General features: G+C 39.0%; 20 protein-coding genes, 1 tRNA gene, 1 other RNA gene and 1 pseudogene. 9 read left to right on the top strand and 14 right to left on the bottom strand.

Features of this window, described 5'->3' with window-relative positions; translation table 11 throughout:
* Positions 1-12: 12 nt before the first annotated feature.
* The 13 genes and pseudogenes from HMPREF2571_RS03770 to HMPREF2571_RS03830 form a co-directional block, all read right to left on the bottom strand.
* Positions 13-309 carry a 50S ribosomal protein L23 gene (locus HMPREF2571_RS03770; RefSeq protein WP_002887066.1) on the bottom strand — a complete coding sequence of 99 codons (297 nt, stop codon included), beginning with the start codon at positions 307-309 and terminating at the stop codon, positions 13-15.
* A complete protein-coding gene (gene rplD / locus HMPREF2571_RS03775) occupies positions 309-932 on the bottom strand; it encodes a 50S ribosomal protein L4 (RefSeq protein ID WP_002885795.1) in 624 nt (207 codons plus the stop codon). The genes HMPREF2571_RS03770 and rplD overlap by 1 nt, the downstream gene beginning before the upstream one ends.
* A gap of 24 nt (positions 933-956) precedes the next feature.
* Entirely contained in the window at positions 957-1,583 is a 627-nt protein-coding gene (gene rplC, locus HMPREF2571_RS03780) for a 50S ribosomal protein L3 (RefSeq protein ID WP_002885755.1), read from the bottom strand.
* A 114-nt stretch (positions 1,584-1,697) separates the two neighbouring features.
* Positions 1,698-2,006, bottom strand: coding sequence for a 30S ribosomal protein S10 (gene rpsJ / locus HMPREF2571_RS03785; protein ID WP_002885653.1), 309 nt, complete (start codon positions 2,004-2,006; stop codon positions 1,698-1,700).
* A 239-nt stretch (positions 2,007-2,245) separates the two neighbouring features.
* Positions 2,246-3,247: a Holliday junction branch migration DNA helicase RuvB gene (gene ruvB / locus HMPREF2571_RS03790; RefSeq protein ID WP_002887068.1), complete on the bottom strand. Its 1,002-nt coding sequence runs from the start codon at positions 3,245-3,247 to the stop codon at positions 2,246-2,248.
* 80 nt (positions 3,248-3,327) lie between these two features.
* Positions 3,328-5,151 (bottom strand): acyltransferase family protein, encoded by a 1,824-nt coding sequence (locus HMPREF2571_RS03795; protein ID WP_070847216.1) that lies wholly within the window; start codon positions 5,149-5,151, stop codon positions 3,328-3,330.
* Positions 5,148-5,558 carry an MORN repeat-containing protein gene (locus tag HMPREF2571_RS03800; RefSeq protein ID WP_002885750.1) on the bottom strand — a complete coding sequence of 137 codons (411 nt, stop codon included), beginning with the start codon at positions 5,556-5,558 and terminating at the stop codon, positions 5,148-5,150. The genes HMPREF2571_RS03795 and HMPREF2571_RS03800 overlap by 4 nt, the downstream gene beginning before the upstream one ends.
* Entirely contained in the window at positions 5,555-5,989 is a 435-nt protein-coding gene (locus tag HMPREF2571_RS03805; protein WP_013991289.1) for a low molecular weight protein-tyrosine-phosphatase, read from the bottom strand. Before HMPREF2571_RS03805 ends, HMPREF2571_RS03800 begins: the two co-directional genes overlap by 4 nt.
* 275 nt (positions 5,990-6,264) lie before the next feature.
* Entirely contained in the window at positions 6,265-7,557 is a 1,293-nt protein-coding gene (locus tag HMPREF2571_RS03810) for an adenylosuccinate synthase (RefSeq protein WP_002887072.1), read from the bottom strand.
* A gap of 257 nt (positions 7,558-7,814) precedes the next feature.
* A complete protein-coding gene (locus tag HMPREF2571_RS03815) occupies positions 7,815-8,327 on the bottom strand; it encodes a DNA topology modulation protein (RefSeq protein ID WP_013991290.1) in 513 nt (170 codons plus the stop codon).
* Positions 8,328-8,517: 190 nt separating this feature from the next.
* Positions 8,518-8,590: transfer RNA gene (locus HMPREF2571_RS03820), tRNA-Lys, on the bottom strand.
* Positions 8,591-8,786, bottom strand: a non-coding RNA gene (gene ssrS / locus HMPREF2571_RS03825) — 6S RNA.
* Between the two features lie 86 nt (positions 8,787-8,872).
* Positions 8,873-10,140, bottom strand: a pseudogene (locus HMPREF2571_RS03830) (replication-associated recombination protein A).
* 169 nt (positions 10,141-10,309) lie between these two features.
* Here HMPREF2571_RS03830 and rpmB point away from each other — a divergent pair.
* The 9 genes from rpmB (at position 10,310) to nrdG (ending at position 17,216) form a co-directional block, all read left to right on the top strand.
* Complete coding sequence (rpmB, locus tag HMPREF2571_RS03835; RefSeq protein WP_002885786.1) at positions 10,310-10,498, top strand: 50S ribosomal protein L28; 189 nt, start codon at positions 10,310-10,312, stop codon at positions 10,496-10,498.
* 126 nt (positions 10,499-10,624) lie between these two features.
* On the top strand, positions 10,625-10,891 hold the full coding sequence (locus HMPREF2571_RS03840) for an IreB family regulatory phosphoprotein (protein ID WP_002885737.1): 267 nt from the start codon (positions 10,625-10,627) through the stop codon (positions 10,889-10,891).
* On the top strand, positions 10,891-11,310 hold the full coding sequence (ruvX, locus tag HMPREF2571_RS03845; protein WP_002887078.1) for a Holliday junction resolvase RuvX: 420 nt from the start codon (positions 10,891-10,893) through the stop codon (positions 11,308-11,310). The genes HMPREF2571_RS03840 and ruvX overlap by 1 nt, the downstream gene beginning before the upstream one ends.
* 106 nt (positions 11,311-11,416) lie before the next feature.
* Positions 11,417-11,722, top strand: coding sequence for a DUF1292 domain-containing protein (locus HMPREF2571_RS03850; RefSeq protein ID WP_002887079.1), 306 nt, complete (start codon positions 11,417-11,419; stop codon positions 11,720-11,722).
* Positions 11,723-11,933: 211 nt separating this feature from the next.
* Complete coding sequence (locus HMPREF2571_RS03855) at positions 11,934-13,580, top strand: membrane protein (RefSeq protein WP_013991296.1); 1,647 nt, start codon at positions 11,934-11,936, stop codon at positions 13,578-13,580.
* 98 nt (positions 13,581-13,678) lie between these two features.
* Positions 13,679-15,883: an anaerobic ribonucleoside-triphosphate reductase gene (gene nrdD, locus HMPREF2571_RS03860; protein WP_013991297.1), complete on the top strand. Its 2,205-nt coding sequence runs from the start codon at positions 13,679-13,681 to the stop codon at positions 15,881-15,883.
* Positions 15,884-15,972: 89 nt separating this feature from the next.
* Entirely contained in the window at positions 15,973-16,104 is a 132-nt protein-coding gene (locus HMPREF2571_RS10790; protein ID WP_002885877.1) for a hypothetical protein, read from the top strand.
* 1 nt (position 16,105) lies between these two features.
* Positions 16,106-16,606 (top strand): GNAT family N-acetyltransferase, encoded by a 501-nt coding sequence (locus tag HMPREF2571_RS03865; protein WP_013991298.1) that lies wholly within the window; start codon positions 16,106-16,108, stop codon positions 16,604-16,606.
* Positions 16,607-16,610: 4 nt separating this feature from the next.
* Positions 16,611-17,216: an anaerobic ribonucleoside-triphosphate reductase activating protein gene (gene nrdG / locus HMPREF2571_RS03870; protein ID WP_013991299.1), complete on the top strand. Its 606-nt coding sequence runs from the start codon at positions 16,611-16,613 to the stop codon at positions 17,214-17,216.
* A gap of 29 nt (positions 17,217-17,245) precedes the next feature.
* On the opposite strand, the gene yaaA is transcribed toward nrdG, so the two are convergent.
* Entirely contained in the window at positions 17,246-17,977 is a 732-nt protein-coding gene (gene yaaA / locus HMPREF2571_RS03875) for a peroxide stress protein YaaA (protein ID WP_013991300.1), read from the bottom strand.
* Positions 17,978-17,986 lie beyond the last annotated feature (9 nt).

A 17,986-nucleotide genomic window follows, 5' to 3' on the forward strand; every position in this document is an offset into this window, starting at 1 on the left:
TTTCTCCTTTGATTATTCAGCTTCAGCTGCAAACAACTCGATTGCTTTAGAATCAGCTGTAAGAGTGATGATAGCTTTTTTAGTTTTTGAAGTGAAACCAGTGTAACGTCCAACACGTTTTTGTTTTGGTTTAACAGTTACAGTGTTCACGCTAGCAACTTTAACACCTTCAAATGCAGCTTCAACTGCTTGTTTGATCAAGAGTTTGTGTGCACGTGTATCAACTTCGAAAGTGTATTTTCCTGCTTCAAGAGCAATCATAGATTTCTCAGTGATAACAGGTTTTTTGATTACGTCATACAAATTCATTATGCAAGAACCTCCTCGATTGATGAGATAGCTTCTTTAGTAACAAGAAGTTTATCTGCGTTTACGATGTCAAGTACGCTTGCAGTTGCAGGAGTTGCAACAGTTACGTTTGCAAGGTTACGTGCTGAAAGTTCAGCGAATTTGTTTCCTTCTTCAACGATAACAAGTACTTTAGAATCGATGCTAAGAGCTGAAAGAACGTTTGCGAATTCAGCAGTTTTTGGAGCTGCAAATGAAAGAGCTTCAACTGCTACAAATTTATCTTCTGCAACTTTAGCTGAGTAAACAGATTTCAATGCAAGGCGACGAACTTTTTGTGGAAGTTTGTATCCGTAAGAACGTGGAGTTGGTCCGAAGACAACACCACCACCACGCCATTGTGGTGAGCGGATAGAACCTTGACGAGCACGTCCAGTTCCTTTTTGACGCCATGGTTTACGTCCACCACCTGATACTGCTGAACGGTTTTTAACCGCGTGAGTACCTTGGCGAAGGCTAGCACGTTGGCTGATTACGACATCAAATACTACTGATTCGTTTGGTTCGATACCGAAGATAGCGTCGTTAAGTTCAACTGTGCTAACTTCTTTACCAGTTTGGTCAAATAGTTTTACGTTTGCCATTTTTAACTGATTTCTCCTTTCTTATTATTTAGCAGCTTTAACTGCTGATTTGATAGTGATAAGAGATTTCTTAGCACCTGGTACGTTACCTTTGATAAGGATAACGTTTTTCTCTGGGATAACTTGTACAACTTCAAGATTTTGAATTGTCACACGGTTGCCACCCATACGTCCTGCCAAGTGTTTGTTTTTGAAAACACGGTTAGGCGCAACAGGTCCCATTGAACCTGGACGACGGTGATAACGAGAACCGTGAGCCATAGGTCCGCGTGATTGACCGTGGCGTTTGATAACACCTTGGAAACCTTTACCTTTTGAAGTACCAGTTACGTCAACAACATCTCCAGCTTCGAATGTGTCAACAGTGATTTCTGATCCAACTTCCAAGCCTTCAATGTTTTTGAATTCACGAATGAAGCGCTTAGGAGCTGTGTTAGCTTTCGCTACGTGGCCTTTGGCAGGTTTGTTGCTCAATACTTCGCGTTTGTCGTCAAAACCAACTTGAACTGCTTCGTAACCGTCTGTTTCAACAGTTTTAACTTGAAGCACAACGTTTGGAGTAGCTTCGATGACAGTAACAGGGATAAATTCACCTGCTTCAGTGAAGATTTGAGTCATTCCCACTTTTTTCCCTAAGATTCCTTTTGTCATGAGAAAATATTTCCTTTACTTTATTGTTTTTTCAAAAAGTTTTTTATGAGCGTTTTTTATGCTCAAAAAAGTTTTTAACGAGCGTTTTTTATGCTCAATGAATCAAGCTTTTAATTAAAGTTTGATTTCTACGTTCACACCACTTGGAAGATCAAGTTTCATCAAAGCGTCAACTGTTTTTTGAGTTGGGTTGATGATGTCGATAAGACGTTTGTGTGTACGCATTTCAAATTGTTCGCGAGAATCTTTATATTTGTGAGTCGCACGAATAATTGTGTAGAGACTACGTTCAGTTGGAAGTGGAACTGGCCCAGCAACTGTCGCACCTGTGCGAGTTGCAGTTTCTACGATTTTTTCAGCCGCTGTATCAAGCGTACGGTGTTCGTAAGCTTTCAAACGGATACGAATTTTTTTGTTTGCCATTTTTTCTCCTCTTTCGTCTATTTAAGATAATAGGCTAGCTCCTCAAGAAAACCAACACGGATTGCGTGGCAGTGCAACCAGGCGTGTCGCAACCTCTTGTATCATAGCTAAGCGCTGTATTTACAGCACCATAATATAATAACAAAAGAACCTACTCATTGCAAGGGATTTTTAAAGTTTTTTTCTTTTTCTTTTTCTTTTTTGACTAAACAAAAAATCCACCTTAGATGGATTTTTTATCAACTTTCTTGAGTGTAGTCGTACCCCATGTGTTCATAGGCTTTAACCGTTGCAACGCGTCCTGTACGTGTACGCATAATGAATCCTTTTTGAATTAGGTAGGGTTCATACATATCTTCTACCGTTTCTCGCTCTTCTGCAATATTCACCGACAAGGTACCTAGACCAACCGGTCCCCCACCATACATTTCAATCATAGTTCGAAGAATTTTTTGATCGACATAATCTAGTCCTTCATGGTCCACATCCAACATAGTCAACGCCTTATCTGCAATCTTATCATCAATGATACCATCACCCATGATTTGTGCATAGTCTCTCACGCGCTTAAGTAGGCGGTTAGCAATACGAGGCGTCCCACGGCTACGACGTGCTAGCTCTAGAGCAGCTTCAGGTGTTATAGTCATGTCAAAGATTTCTGAAGTACGTTCAATAATTTCCTTCAAATCTGGTAGCTCATAATATTCCATATGACCATTAATCCCAAAGCGAGCCCTCAATGGATTTGACAACATACCTGCTCGAGTAGTTGCACCTACTAATGTGAACGGTGGTAACTCTAGATGGACACTACGACTTGTTTCGCCTGCACCAATCATGATATCGATGTAGTAATCTTCCATAGCACTATAAAGAACTTCTTCAACTGCCATAGGCATTCGGTGAATCTCATCAATAAATAGGATATCACCTGGCTCCAAGTCATTGAGTATAGCAACTAAATCACCAGCCTTTTCAATTGCTGGCCCAGACGTCTGCTTTAAATTGACGCCCATCTCATTAGCTATCACAAAAGCCATAGTTGTTTTCCCCAAACCTGGAGGACCAAACAAAAGAGTATGATCTAGGGCTTCATCACGAAGTTTAGCTGCCTCTATAAAAATCTTTAATTGGTCTTTAACCTTATCTTGACCAATGTATTCCTTAAAGTACTGTGGACGAAGGGTACGCTCAACATACTCTTCATCTCCTAGTAAATCATTATCTAATATTCTTGCCATAGGCTTATTTTAGCACAAAACAAAAAATGCAGTCAAAATTTGTCCATAAAAAAGAAGACAAGACTTGCCTTCTCTTTTAATTATTTCTTACCACCTTTAACTGGTGCTTTATCAGCTTTCTCTATAGCTTCTTTAATTGTCTTAGTATAGAGTTTAGCACCACGGTTAATAGAGTCGCTATCAGATCCAAAGTGAACCCCATCTGTACCATTCCAGATAGAAATATTTTCTTTAGCCACTTGATACCAGTCAGCAACCGTCACAAAGTCATATTTCTCAGCCATCTCTAACTCATACTTACGTAACTGAAGCAAAGATTGAGCCTCGTTACCAGATTTACTTCCATTATATGGTGTTACAAAGATAATATGGTGACCCTTAGGTAAATTCTTGATGATTTTATTAATAACGCCTTTATAGTCGTCAATCTCATTAACACCACCAGCAATGACAACATCCTTAGCAAGAGCATTACTATCCGCGTAATCTTTAAGCAAATCGTTGATTGTTGATAGGTTACGACTGACTACTGCATCTATAGCGACATTATCAATACTTGATTCCAGCTGATCTTTTGATCTAAGAGCTACGGAGTCCCCTAAAATTGTCACTCCCTTATTCACACCAAATGAAGTAGCCTGACTGTTCTCCGCATTGGTACGCGTTAATTTCATCTTAGTTTGAGCTTGCGACAACCCATTAGCTTCTAAATCTTTCTCAAAGTTCCCTACAGCCGGCGCAAAGAGAGAAATAAGCACTGTGATTAAGGTGAGACCACTAAATACATAAAGCACAATATGTCGGTACGGCGTCAAGTCTAGGTCTATTCCAAAGAGACTGGCCTTTCTTCCTGCAATAAATGGCTCTATTATATAGTAGGAAAGTGTCGCAAAAACAATTGACAGAATCGTTGTCAGAATGACTGCAATAATATTATTGGTCAATTGACTAAAGATAATATATAGTGGCCAGTGAAAAAGATAGACACTATAACTGATCTCTGCCAGATAACTAATAAGAGCAGGCTCTGATTTTCCAGGCAATTTCTCATGGAGGACACGGGCAGAGTAAATCATAACAGCCGTGAACAAACTTGCCAAAACAAAACCAAATAGGTAGGTGATGCGTTCCTCAAAATGAAGGACTAAGCCTAACAATACGAGCAAGGCAAAACTCCCTGCCATATAAAGGACTGTCTTTTTCAGAGTCCAAAGACGTATATTTTTCTTGAACCTAGCGGTCGTTTCATACACACCTGAAAGTGTCGCAAAGAGCGAGCCTAGGAAGAATGGATAGGCATGCGTAATTGATGAGAAATATAAGCGAGAAAAACTATCAACAAAGAAAGCACTAATAAACATTGATAAGAAGCTCACCATAAAGCAAGCAAGAGATACCATAAAGACTAGGCCTCTAAATTGATTTTGATGTTTGACACGCTTAGCTAGGAACCAAAGCAAGGCACCCCAAAGAATATAATAGTGAATCTCAATAGCCAGACTCCATGTATGGAGGTAAATATGCTGGTTAAACTGGTTCTCGTAATTTCCTCCAGTCAGAATCTCATAATAGTTAGTTACAAAACCGATAACAGAGGTAATTTGACGTCCAATACCTGCAATAAAATCATTTCGAACCAAGAGTGCCAAAGGGGTACAGATAAGCACCATCAACACAAGTGGTGGTACGATCCGGTAGAAGCGTCGTCGCATAAAACCAAGGTAATCAATGCGATGCGTCCGAGATACCTCATCGATCAAAAGCGCTGTAATCAAATACCCTGAGAAGGTAAAGAAGACATCAACACCGATGAAGCCCCCAGGAAGAATACTTGGGAAGAAATGATAGATCAGAACCAAAAATAGTCCTGTCACACGAATATAAGAAAACCAGTTAATTCTCATCCTTTAAAAATCCCCTGTTTAAATTTTCCTTTGTAGGTAACCTTATTTTCAGTAGTCAATTTTCCTTGGCCATCGGCTTGGCCAGACTTGAACTCACCTTGATAAATCCAACCCTCATGAGATTTGAAGGTTCCTTGACCATTAAAGGAACCATTCTTAAATTCTCCCGTGTAGGTATCACCATTGTCATAGGTCAGAGTTCCTTGACCATTCAAACGGTGGTTCTGCATCTGACCTTTATAGGTAATCTTAGTCCCATCAATCTTGATAGAATGTTGCGTTTTTATAGTCACCAAAAACAAGGACAGGGCGCATAAAATAATAACCCCTACTGTGATACGTTCAAATTGATTTCGGTCAATATCAATATTTTTAAAATCAAAATCCTTTAGTTGTTTAAAATTCATTGTCTATCCTTAATCCACTGTAACCAGTCTCGACAACCTGCAGTTACCAATTTATATGTTTCTTCAAAGTCACCTGTGTACCATGGGTCCGGCACTCCACCAGGTCTGAAAAGCTTGATTTTATCGTCATAACGCCCTGCAGATATCTGTAGAAGATTCTCAACATTTGACTCATCCATTCCCACAACTAGATCAAAGAACTCAAAATCAGCCCGACTAATCTGCTGTGAGCCTTTGGAAGAGTCAAAAGAAATAGCATATTTCCTTAAAATCTTTTGGGTACCTTGATGAACTGGATTTCCATGCTCCCATGAAGATGTCGCGCGACTTTCGATATGCAAAGACTCTCCTTTGTCCAGCTCTTTCATCACAAATTCTGCCATTGGGCTACGACAAATATTCCCCAGACAAACAAATACAATCTTCTTCATTATTCACCTCTTGCCCAAAAACTATTAAGAGATATGCTCACTTATTTTCTTTGTCAAAATTACGAACACACTTTTAAATCATGAAAGTAGGTTCTCATTAATTTTCATTTAATCAATCCATATTATACCGAAAAACTAATCAAATAGAAAGGTTTCTTTCCTAATCATATCGAAAAATTAGTAACCTTTTTAACAGTTGCAACATTCATATTAATCTATAAGTTTAAGGCGTGAGAAAAGAGAACCTAGTTTCCTAGATTCTCCTTTTATTGGCTTTAGATATTTGACCAAACACTTTCAAGAATGTTTGTTTGTTCACGTCCTGGTCCTACAGAGAAAGTAGAGATACGTACACCTACCAATTCACCTACACGACGAACATAATTACGAGCATTTTCAGGAAGCTCATCTAAACTACGGCAACCTGTGATGTCTTCTTCCCAACCTGGCAATTCTTCATAGATTGGTTTACAGCGTTTCAATTGCTCAAGACTAGCTGGGTAGTAATCAATACGCTCACCGTCAAGGTCGTAAGCTACACAAATTTTTACAGTGTCAAGACCTGAGAGAACATCGATACAGTTCAAGCTGAGGTTTGTGATACCTGATACACGACGGCTATGGCGCATCACCACTGAGTCAAACCATCCCACACGACGTGGACGTCCAGTTGTTGTTCCATATTCATGACCAACTTCACGGATACGTTCACCTACTTCATCAAATAACTCAGTTGGGAAAGGACCATCACCAACACGACTCGTATAGGCCTTACATACACCTACGACCTTATTGATTTTAGATGGACCAACACCTGAACCGATTGTAACACCACCCGCAACTGGGTTTGATGACGTTACAAATGGGTAAGTACCTTGGTCAATATCAAGCATAACCCCTTGAGCTCCTTCAAAGAGGACACGTTTACCTGCATCAAGAGCGTCGTTCAAGATAACAGATGTATCTGTAACGTACTGCTTAATTTGTTGTCCGTAAGCATAGTATTCTTCAAAAATCTCATCGAATGATAATTCTTCAGCCTCATACATCTTACTGAAAAGACGGTTTTTCTCAGCTAAGTTTGTTTTCAAACGATCAGCAAAGATTTCTTTGTCCAAAAGGTCTGCAATACGGATACCTACACGCGCAGCCTTATCCATATAGGCAGGCCCAATACCCTTGTTAGTTGTACCAATCTTATTATCACCTTTAGCAGCTTCTTGCAGTTGATCAAGTTTAATATGGTACGGCAAGATAACGTGCGCACGGTCAGAAATACGAAGGCTCTCTGTTGACACACCTTCCGCATGAAGATATTCCAACTCTTTGACAAGTGATTTAGGATTGACCACTACACCGTTCCCGATAACAGAGATTTTCTCTGGGAAGAAAATACCTGATGGAATCAAGTGCAATTTAAATTTCTTACCATCGATAACAATCGTGTGACCTGCATTGTCTCCACCTTGATAACGTGCGATCACTTCGGCATCTTGACTTAGGAAATCTGTAATTTTCCCTTTACCTTCATCACCCCACTGGGTACCCACAACAACTACTGATGTCATATTATTTTGATAACGGACAGCTCCACCTTTACGAGGCTGTCCCCACCTTTCTTGAAAAACTTCACGGTGGGAATTTCACCCACAAGTTTCGCGTTACAGTTTATTATAGCAGAAAAAAGGCTATTTGTTCAACGTTGAAAGCGCTTCTTACAAAATATTCTGACAGTTATAGCTAAGATTGCAACTCGTTATTTACTATCTCTTTTTTATCCTTACATCTTATATAGAACTACCAGCTATTTTATGACTAAATAATTCTAGTAGCTATTAACCTGCTTCATATAATGATTTAACTGCCTTTGATTCTTTAAAATAATTGTCTTGTCAGAATAATTTTTAACAACTGTATGATATTGCTCGACATATTTTTTGGAACGTCCGTCTAATAAAATCCATTTCACAAATGCAAAATCAAATTTTTCATTACAGTCTTCTGCCATGCTAGGACGTGTCTTTCCCCTATATGTTAAATAGCGCCTAAATGCCCGATAGAGACAATTAACTCTGTTAAAGTTGAAATAGACAATACAGTCAGCTTCCCTCATCCGTTCTTCATAAAGACAGGCCGAGTAATTCCCTTCAATAATCCAATCACGTTGTAGCATAAATGTTGATATATCGTCAGTCATTTCATCAACTGTTCGCTCTTGCCAATTTGATGTGAAATGAATTTTATCTAAATGAAGAACCTCACAATTGTAGTGTTGACCTAAAAAATTTGCCAAAGTAGACTTTCCAGAGCCGCTATAGCCAATGATTGCAATTTTCAATACAGGTCTCCTTTTTCAATTCTGTTTCCTGACTAATATCATAACACAAAGCATATATCTTAGAAGGAATTATCATTTGGAACAACTCTCGTTTGGACAAACAAGCACGTAAAGTTCTGTTTAAAGTGAGTTCTTTCTTAGAAAAATAAAAAAAAGAGACCTACAATCAAGTCTCTTTTCGATATTAAACTGCCCCCTACAGGGCTCGAACCTGTGACCCATGGATTAAGAGTCCACTGCTCTACCAACTGAGCTAAGGAGGCTGGATGCTGTATTGGTACCGATGATCCACGGTTTGTATTGAACCCGCGACGTAAAAAAGCAGGTGGGCGACTCGCTACTAACTTCAGTTGCTTCTGGGTGAGCCAGCCTGCACACTGTTAATAGACCTCTGTCTCCCGATAATACAAAAATTAGTCGGTCAACACTTATATGTGGATTCGTATACCACAGCAATTTCTATGTTTTTATGATACCACTTTTGAAAATTATTGCAAGAGGAAAAATCAATTTTTTTGCAATCGTTTTCGTTGATTCCTCTCGTATTACCTAGATAACTTATCGATCCGTTCTTTATTAGCTCCAAGAGCTCTTTCATATTTTCCGGTTTCATTGGGTTGGAAATAATTCACACCTCTTAATTTATCCGGAAGATATTGTTGTTTGACCCACTTTTCAGGATAAGCATGGGGATACTTGTAATCTTGTGCATTGCCCAGTTCCTTGCTTCCAGCATAGTGTCCATCTCTCAAATGACGAGGAATCGGTAAATTTCCTGATTTTCTAAGGTCTGCCAAGGCAGCATCCATAGCCATATAAGCCGAATTCGACTTAGGAGATAAAGCTAAGTCAACAACTACATTGGCAATCAAAATTCGCGCCTCTGGGAAACCTACTTTCTGTGCAGCTTCCAAAGCTGTAACCGTGTGAACTTGCGCATCAGGATTAGCTAAACCAATATCCTCGTACGCAATCACAGTCAAGCGTCGTGCTAGACTAGGGAGATCTCCTGCTTCAACCAAACGTGCTGCATAGTGAAGACTGGCATTAACATCAGAGCCTCGAATAGATTTTTGAAAGCAGAAAGTACATCATAGTGTCCATCACCGTCTTTATCCATGGTGATATAGCTACGTTGTAAACTATTTTCCACTGTATCTAAAGTAATATGGCGAAGCCCATCTTCTGAAGCTAGCGTCGACATGACAGCTAAATCTAAGGAATTATAAGCCGAACGTAAATCACCATTAGTAGCCGTAGCAATAAAATCTAGAGCATCCTCATCTAACTGGACATCAAAGTCAAAGCCACGCTCCTTGTCCTCTAGAACACCTAGGATAGCTTCCTTAATATCCTCGTTAGAGAGTGGTTCCAACTCAAATATTTGTACACGACTACGGATGGCTGGTGTGACAGAAAAAAACGGATTCTCCGTCGTAGCCCCAATCATGATAATATTGCCATTCTCTAAGAGTGGCAATAAAAAGTCTTGTTTAGCTTTATCCAAACGATGAATCTCATCTAGAAGCAGAACTAAGCCACCTGAAAATTTAGCCTCTTCCGCAATTTCCTGCAGGCGTTTCTTGCTATCAACAGTAGCATTAAAGGTTCTAAAAGCAAATTTTGTTGTTCCTGCAATAGCACTAGCTATTGAGGTCTTCCCGATACCTGGTGGCCCGTAGAGAATCATTGACGACAGCATATTCGCTTCTACCATACGGCGAATAATTTTACCTTCACCAACCAAATGCTTCTGACCAATCACCTCTGAAATTGTACGTGGACGCATGCGTAGAGCAAGATTATCTGGCATCTTCTCTCCTTTTTTAACTGATTTTTTCTTATTATAATAAGCATATACTATTTTGTTATAAAAAGAAATTATAAATAGTTCTTGTCAAACCTAAATTCTTATGATAGAATGTTTTGGTATGTGGTGCTAGCACATCCGTAATAAATTCTACCTAGGAGGAAAACACGAAATGGCTAAAGTATGTTACTTTACAGGACGTAAAACTGTTTCTGGAAACAACCGTTCACACGCTATGAACAAAACTAAACGTGCCGTTAAACCTAACCTTCAAAAAGTTACTATCCTTGTTGATGGTAAACCTAAAAAAGTTTGGGCTTCAGCTCGTGCGCTTAAATCTGGTAAAGTTGAACGCGTTTAATCTTATTGGATATTAAGAGAGATGACTTCAGTCGTCTCTTTTTTTGTTCATCGACTTTCCCTTTTGGCTATACTTATGTTATAATAAAGAACTAACAGATAATTCTTATAGAAAGAAGGTGTCAGTATGGGATTTACAGATGAAACTGTTCGTTTCAACCTAGACGACGGTAGCAAAGATGAAATCAGTAATACTTTGACAAATGTTTACCGTTCGTTGGCTGAGAAAGGTTACAATCCTATCAACCAAATCGTCGGTTATGTTCTGAGCGGTGACCCTGCTTATGTTCCGCGTTATAATGACGCCCGTAACCAGATTCGTAAATACGAACGTGATGAAATCGTTGAAGAACTCGTTCGCTATTATCTTAAAGGAAATGGAATTGACCTCTAATGCGAGTAATGGGACTTGATGTTGGCTCAAAAACAGTAGGAGTTGCGATTAGTGATCCCCTCGGTTTTACAGCCCAAGGCGTTGAAATTATCAAAATTGACGAGGAGGCTGAAGAGTTTGGTTTCGACCGACTAGGCGAGCTCGTTAAAGAATATAAGGTAGAAAAATTTGTTGTTGGTCTTCCTAAAAATATGAATAACACTGAAGGACCACGTGTTGAGGCAAGCAAAGCCTATGGTGACAAAATCAAGGAAATCTTTGGAATTCCTGTAGATTACCAAGACGAACGCTTGACAACTGTTCAAGCCGAGCGTATGTTGGTTGAACAAGCAGATGTCAGCCGTGGTAAACGTAAAAAAGTTATTGATAAATTAGCTGCCCAACTTATTCTACAAAACTACCTCGATCGAATGTTTTAAGAAAGTGTAATAGAGACCTAATAGTCAAATGACAATCTAGTAAACTGCCAAGCAAATATACTAGATTTCCTCACTATTCAGTGCTCTCTACAAAAAGGAGAACAATATGTCACACAATCACGACCACAACCATGATCATGAAGTCATCACTTTAGTAGACGAACAAGGAAATGAAACACTTTTTGAAATCTTGTTGACTATTGATGGACGCGAAGAATTTGGTAAAAACTATGTTCTTTTGGTACCAGCTGGTGCTGAAGAAGATGCTAACGGGGAAATTGAAATCCAAGCATACTCATTCACTGAAAATGAAGACGGTACTGAAGGCGACCTTCAACCAATTCCTGAAGATTCAGATGCTGAATGGGATATGATTGAAGAAGTTTTCAATAGCTTCATCGACGAAAACTAAAAATATTCAATGCCATAGGCAAAGAAATGACTTGTTAAAAAGAGATTGGGATATTGTATCTCAGTCTCTTTTTTAGATATTTTTTTCTTAAATGTAAGAAATTAGAGGAAAATTGACTAAATGGTATTATCTGATATACTTTAAATAAGACAATTAGGGGATAAGACCCTTTTATTTATAACTTTCCAAATGTCAACAAAGGAGTTTAATTGTGAGTCCATACAACGAAGACAATACTTTAGATTCAAGTGGCTACCAAGGTTATCATCGAAGCCACCATCGCTCTCATACACAAGAGAATCAATCCGAAAAGATTGAAGTGACAATTCAGGGACATACAGAAGAATCAAATTCGTCTCAAATAGAGAAAAAAACTAAGATTTCACTTCCATGGAAGCATAAAGGCCATATCCTGATTCTCAGTTTGATTTTGAGTATTTTTAGTATATCAGTTCCCTGCTTTACAGACTTTGCCAATAATATACAGTCTCAAAACCTTTACATTGCAAAAATGTTTGCCAATGGTAGCTTACCCTACTCTGACTTTTTTGCGACAGGCGGCTTCTTTTATTACTTACTAGTTTCTCTGGCTTTCCGTTTAGGATCAACTCTTTGGCTGATTCCTATTCAATTCCTTACCTACTATCTTTCTGGAAGTTACCTCTACAAGACTGTCATGCACATGACAAACAAGAAGGAAATTGCCACTCTAATTAGTATTATTTTCTATGTCACTAATGGAACACTTGGTTTTGGTGGGCTCTACCCTATCCAATTTGCTATGCCTTTTGTCCTAGGTGCCATCTTCTTCTTAACTCGTTACTTTGCGGGTCACAGTCGTGATGAAGCCTTTATTCTTTACGGCTTCGCTGGCACTGCGGGAGCTCTTTTTGAAGCTCGAACTCTTATTTTCTGGATATTGTCACTTGTGACAATCTTCGTTTACAACCTTGTCAACAAGCACTTTGCTCGTGGTTTTTATCAAGTTCTTTGTATTATTTTTGGTAACATTCTAGTATTGTATCTATGTCTTTACTTTATCCTAAATTTACAAATTACATCGGACTATATTAACCAAGTTTTGGTTTACAACTTTACACAACTTGCTGTAGAAAAAAATGACTTTCTACTTACGTTAGCTTACCAAAGTTTTGCTGTCATCGGCTCTGGATTACTTATTGGTGCACTGACTACAAGCAACCACCTTCTTGGCGATGCTAAAGATAAGAGTATCAAGTGGGTACTACTCCTTAGTTTTATCTTTACAGTAGTTTACAGCTTGTTCTCTCAAAGTTTTGGACTTTACAGTATTCTCAACATCGTACCTTATGGTCTAGTCTTGACAGCGCTTTCTTTAGATGATGCTATTAAAAAGAGAGCAGAGCGAACTTCTCACCGACGTCGTAATGGTAACCAGATTCACACACTTAAAGTTTTTGGTATCTTCCTTAGTCGTAATTACTTCTTACCTATTGCAGTCTTTGCATTTGCTTTCGCAATGCCAATCATTATGTTCCTATTTAATTTAGGAAATAATACTGAACGTAGTACTGTTGCAAATTACCTCGCTAAAAATACCAAAAAAGATGAAACTATCTACGTTTACGATTCATCAGCAAAAATTTATTTGGAAAGCGGTCGTAAAGCAGCCTCACAATTTGTTCTTCCAGAACTTAACACAGCTAAATCTAGTCATCAGAAAGCTCTCTCAGATACTATTATCCAAGATTCAGCACAATATATAGTTGTTCAACAAGATACACAACTACCTTCTGATGTTAAATCTACACTTTCAAAAAACTATAAAAAAGCCCCTGTAAAAGGCGTTGAACGATACACTGTTTACGTCTTAAAATAGGTCGAAAAATCAATATATAGTGGTTGAGATAAAAATATACCACAATATATTGATTTTTTTTTGCCTAGTGCTATAATTAGTAACGAGGTGATTTTTAGATGATTACATTAGAAAAAGAAAAGGTTACAATCAACCCTGATATCAAAGTCATCAAACGTGATGGTCGTATGGTTGTCTTTGATTCAAGTAAAATATATGAGGCTATCCTCAAAGCAAGTGAGGCTATTACACCTATCACACCATTAATTGAAGCAAAGTTGGAGGGAATTGCCAACCGTATTGTTGCTGAAATTAATGACCGCTTCACTCAAAATATCAAAATATATGAAATCCAAAGCATAGTAGAGCACGAGTTGCTAGAAGCAAACGAGTATGCTATCGCTCAAGAATATATTAACTATCGTACCAAGCGTGATTTTGAGCGCTCTCAAGCCACTGACATTAATTTCACCATTAATAAACTTGTCAATAAAGACCAGGCTGTTGTTCACGAAAATGCTAATAAGGACAGTGACCTTTACAATACACAACGTGATTTAACCGCAGGAATTGTCGGAAAATCTATTGGACTTAAAATGCTTCCTTCACATGTGGCGAATGCTCATCAAAAGGGGGATATCCACTTCCACGATTTAGACTACAGTCCTTACACACCTATGACTAACTGTTGCTTGATTGACTTCAAAGGCATGTTGGCAAATGGTTTTAAGATTGGTAATGCTGAAGTTGAAAGTCCTAAATCCATTCAAACTGCAACAGCACAAATTTCACAAATCATCGCAAATGTTGCCTCTAGTCAATACGGTGGCTGTACTGCAGACCGTATCGATGAGTTTTTAGCTCCTTACGCAGAACTTAACTACAAAAAACACTTAGCTGATGCTAAAGAGTGGGTAGCTGAAGAAAAACGTGAAGACTATGCACGCGCCAAAACGCGTAAAGATATCTACGATGCTATGCAATCTCTTGAATACGAGATTAATACGCTTTTCACTTCGAATGGACAAACTCCCTTTACCTCTCTCGGTTTCGGTTTAGGGACAAACTGGTTTGAGCGTGAAATCCAAAAGGCTATCCTACAAGTTCGTATTTTAGGACTTGGCTCCGAACACCGTACTGCCATTTTCCCTAAACTCATTTTTACCTTAAAACGTGGACTTAACTTAGAGCCTAGCTCACCTAACTACGATATTAAGCAACTAGCTCTTGAATGTGCAACAAAGCGTATGTATCCAGATGTCCTATCATATGACAAAATCGTTGAATTGACGGGTTCCTTTAAAGCTCCTATGGGATGCCGTTCCTTCCTACAAGGGTGGAAGGATGAAAATGGTGTCGAAGTTAATTCTGGACGAATGAATCTGGGTGTTGTAACCCTTAATCTTCCTCGAATTGCCCTAGAATCTAAGGGAGACCAAGATAAATTTTGGGAAATTTTTGAAGAAAGAATGGGAATTGCCAAAGATGCACTCGTCTACCGAGTTGAACGTGTCAAAGAAGCGACACCTGCTAATGCCCCCATCCTTTATCAGTATGGTGCCTTTGGTCAACGTCTAGGTAAATTCGACAATGTAGATCAACTATTCAAACATCGTCGTGCAACTGTATCACTTGGTTATATTGGGCTTTATGAAGTAGCATCCGTTTTTTATGGTAGTGACTGGGAGACTAATCCAGAAGCCAAAGCGTTCACGTTAGATATCGTTAAAGCTATGAAAAATGCTTGTGAAAGTTGGTCTGACGAATATGATTATCATTTCTCTGTTTATTCAACACCATCAGAGAGTTTGACGGATCGTTTCTGTCGTTTGGATACTGAAAAGTTCGGTGTCGTGACTGATATCACAGATAAAGAGTATTACACCAACTCTTTCCACTACGATGTTCGTAAAAATCCAACACCATTTGAAAAATTAGAATTCGAAAAAGCTTACCCAGAAGCTGGTGCAACTGGTGGATTCATCCATTACTGCGAATATCCAGTCCTCCAGCAAAATCCAAAGGCACTCGAAGCTGTCTGGGACTTTGCTTATGACCGTGTCGGTTACCTCGGAACGAATACTCCAATCGATAAATGCTACAAGTGTGACTTTGAAGGGGACTTCACCCCAACAGAACGTGGATTCATGTGCCCTAACTGTGGCAACACAGATCCTAAAACAGTTGATGTTGTTAAACGTACTTGCGGCTATCTAGGAAATCCACAGGCACGCCCAATGGTTAAAGGACGCCACAAAGAAATCTCTGCTCGAGTCAAACACATGAACGGTTCAACCATAAAATATGAAGGTAAACACCTTTAATAAGACCTAGAATACATTATAATAAACTAGAAGCAGCTGGATGATATCTTCCAACTGCTTTGCTTATTTCATTTTTAGAAAGGAATATAATGGGAAAATATCAATTAGATTATAAAGGTATGCAACAAGTGGAACGTTACCACGAAAAAAATGCAACCGTCAAAAACGATAAAAAAGCACGTGTCCAAGCCCTTTTGAAAAAAGCTGGAAAGAAGAAATAATATGATCTTACGCCGACCGAGCCAAACAGATAAAGAAGCTATCTTAGAGATGATGGCTGAATTTGAAAGGGAGCAATCTGCTCATGATGGTGGATTTTGGAATCCCGACAATTTTGTTTATGAAGAGTGGCTAGAAGAAAATCTTCAAGCGGAAGCGGGACTCAATATTCCTGAAAATTGGGTTCCTGCTATCCAGCTAGTTAGTTTTGACGAAGCAGGTCATGCTCTTGGCTTTCTCAACCTTCGTCTCCGATTAAATGACTACTTACTAGAAAAAGGGGGCCATATTGGCTACTCAATCCGTCCCTCTGAAAGGGGCAAAGGCTATGCAAAAGAAGCTCTTCATCAAGGTCTGCAAGTGGCTAAAGAAAAGAATATTCATCGTGCTCTGGTCACTTGTAGTATCAAGAATCCTGCTAGTCGAGCTGTTATATTAGCCAACGGTGGCCAGTTGGAGGACATTCGCCATGAAACTGAGCGCTATTGGATAGATTTGGAGTAGAATCATGACATGGAATACACCAAAACCACAGGAATGGAAGTCTGAAGAACTTAGCCAAGGACGTATTATTGACTACAAAGCTTTTAATTTCGTTGATGGTGAAGGCGTGCGTAACTCCCTTTACGTCTCTGGTTGCATGTTTCATTGCGAGGGATGCTATAACGCTGCCACCTGGTCCTTTAAGGCAGGAATTCCCTATACTAAAGAACTTGAAGAACAAATCATGAGGGATCTAGCTCAACCTTACGTACAAGGTCTCACGCTACTTGGTGGTGAACCCTTCCTAAACACAGGAATTCTCATTCCCCTAGTCAAACGCATTCGTAAGGAACTCCCGGAAAAAGATATCTGGTCTTGGACTGGTTATACTTGGGAGGAGTTGATGCTTGAAACTCCTGATAAACTAGAACTTCTTCAACTCGTTGACATTCTCGTTGACGGCCGCTTTGACATCACTAAAAAGAACCTTATGCTCCAGTTTCGAGGATCATCTAATCAACGTATTATTGATGTCAAAAAATCTCTTAATCAGGGAGAAGTCGTTATTTGGGACAAGCTAAATGACGGTCAAACTAACTATGAACAAGTCGATCGTAAAGATATGCTATAAAAAAGTCTGAGCTTATAACTCAGACTTTTTTATGCAATTTTAACAAAAACTAGCTCATTATTAGAGGATAAATCCTCACGATAGTTAAACTCATCAAAAGACAATTTTCGTAAATCATTAATCGTTTGACAATTCTCCTCCATAACAGCTGTCAAAAAAGCCCCTCTTGCCTTTTTGGAAATCGTAGAGTGAGTCTTAAGAACCCCATTGCGGTCTTCCATAAAACTAACCGTGAATAACTGCTTACGAAGAGTTGGACTAAAAACATCCTCGAATTCACTCGAAAGCAAAGAAATAACCGGAACTTGATTCTCCTCCAGAAATTGATCATATTCGGCACGCCAATAGTTTTTTAAGGACTGACCATCAACCTTAATCTTCGTATGAAAGTCATGACGATGTTCCTGAATCGGGTAAAAAGCAGGAATGATTCCATAAAAAGAAGATGTGATAAATACTCGTTGGCCTAAGAAATCTTTTTCACATGTGGATAAGTCACTACGTTTGATGTGACGATACATCAGACCATTAAAAAGCTCGACGGCCGGATAGTTCTTCGCTTCTCCCGACAAAATCGCACCCCAGCGCTGCTTTTCTTTCTCAGCCTGTTCAGGCTTTATTTTATAAGCTATGGATAATTCATCTGGGGACAATTTTGCCATTTCAGTTAGGATAGCTGCACTCTTTTCGGATAGTTTTTGAGACGGAACTTCCTTACTGGCCTTCATTTCTTTTGCGGTTGGAATTAAAAATCTAATCATACTGATATT

Origin of the sequence: Streptococcus sp. HMSC068F04, from assembly GCF_001837455.1 — a bacterium.
GTDB lineage: Bacteria > Bacillota > Bacilli > Lactobacillales > Streptococcaceae > Streptococcus > Streptococcus salivarius_D.

Bases quoted from the DNA above. Each gene is read 5' to 3' on its own strand.
- HMPREF2571_RS03800 (WP_002885750.1), bottom strand. From the start codon at position 5,558: ATGAATTTTAAACAACTAAAGGATTTTGATTTTAAAAATATTGATATT.
- rplD (WP_002885795.1), bottom strand. From the start codon at position 932: ATGGCAAACGTAAAACTATTTGACCAAACTGGTAAAGAAGTTAGCACA.
- rplC (WP_002885755.1), bottom strand. From the start codon at position 1,583: ATGACAAAAGGAATCTTAGGGAAAAAAGTGGGAATGACTCAAATCTTC.
- HMPREF2571_RS03810 (WP_002887072.1), bottom strand. From the start codon at position 7,557: ATGACATCAGTAGTTGTTGTGGGTACCCAGTGGGGTGATGAAGGTAAA.
- HMPREF2571_RS03850 (WP_002887079.1), top strand. From the start codon at position 11,417: ATGTCACACAATCACGACCACAACCATGATCATGAAGTCATCACTTTA.
- HMPREF2571_RS03865 (WP_013991298.1), top strand. From the start codon at position 16,106: ATGATCTTACGCCGACCGAGCCAAACAGATAAAGAAGCTATCTTAGAG.
- rpsJ (WP_002885653.1), bottom strand. From the start codon at position 2,006: ATGGCAAACAAAAAAATTCGTATCCGTTTGAAAGCTTACGAACACCGT.
- HMPREF2571_RS10790 (WP_002885877.1), top strand. From the start codon at position 15,973: ATGGGAAAATATCAATTAGATTATAAAGGTATGCAACAAGTGGAACGT.
- ruvX (WP_002887078.1), top strand. From the start codon at position 10,891: ATGCGAGTAATGGGACTTGATGTTGGCTCAAAAACAGTAGGAGTTGCG.
- HMPREF2571_RS03805 (WP_013991289.1), bottom strand. From the start codon at position 5,989: ATGAAGAAGATTGTATTTGTTTGTCTGGGGAATATTTGTCGTAGCCCA.
- HMPREF2571_RS03840 (WP_002885737.1), top strand. From the start codon at position 10,625: ATGGGATTTACAGATGAAACTGTTCGTTTCAACCTAGACGACGGTAGC.
- ruvB (WP_002887068.1), bottom strand. From the start codon at position 3,247: ATGGCAAGAATATTAGATAATGATTTACTAGGAGATGAAGAGTATGTT.
- HMPREF2571_RS03770 (WP_002887066.1), bottom strand. From the start codon at position 309: ATGAATTTGTATGACGTAATCAAAAAACCTGTTATCACTGAGAAATCT.
- nrdG (WP_013991299.1), top strand. From the start codon at position 16,611: ATGACATGGAATACACCAAAACCACAGGAATGGAAGTCTGAAGAACTT.
- rpmB (WP_002885786.1), top strand. From the start codon at position 10,310: ATGGCTAAAGTATGTTACTTTACAGGACGTAAAACTGTTTCTGGAAAC.
- yaaA (WP_013991300.1), bottom strand. From the start codon at position 17,977: ATGATTAGATTTTTAATTCCAACCGCAAAAGAAATGAAGGCCAGTAAG.
- nrdD (WP_013991297.1), top strand. From the start codon at position 13,679: ATGATTACATTAGAAAAAGAAAAGGTTACAATCAACCCTGATATCAAA.
- HMPREF2571_RS03795 (WP_070847216.1), bottom strand. From the start codon at position 5,151: ATGAGAATTAACTGGTTTTCTTATATTCGTGTGACAGGACTATTTTTG.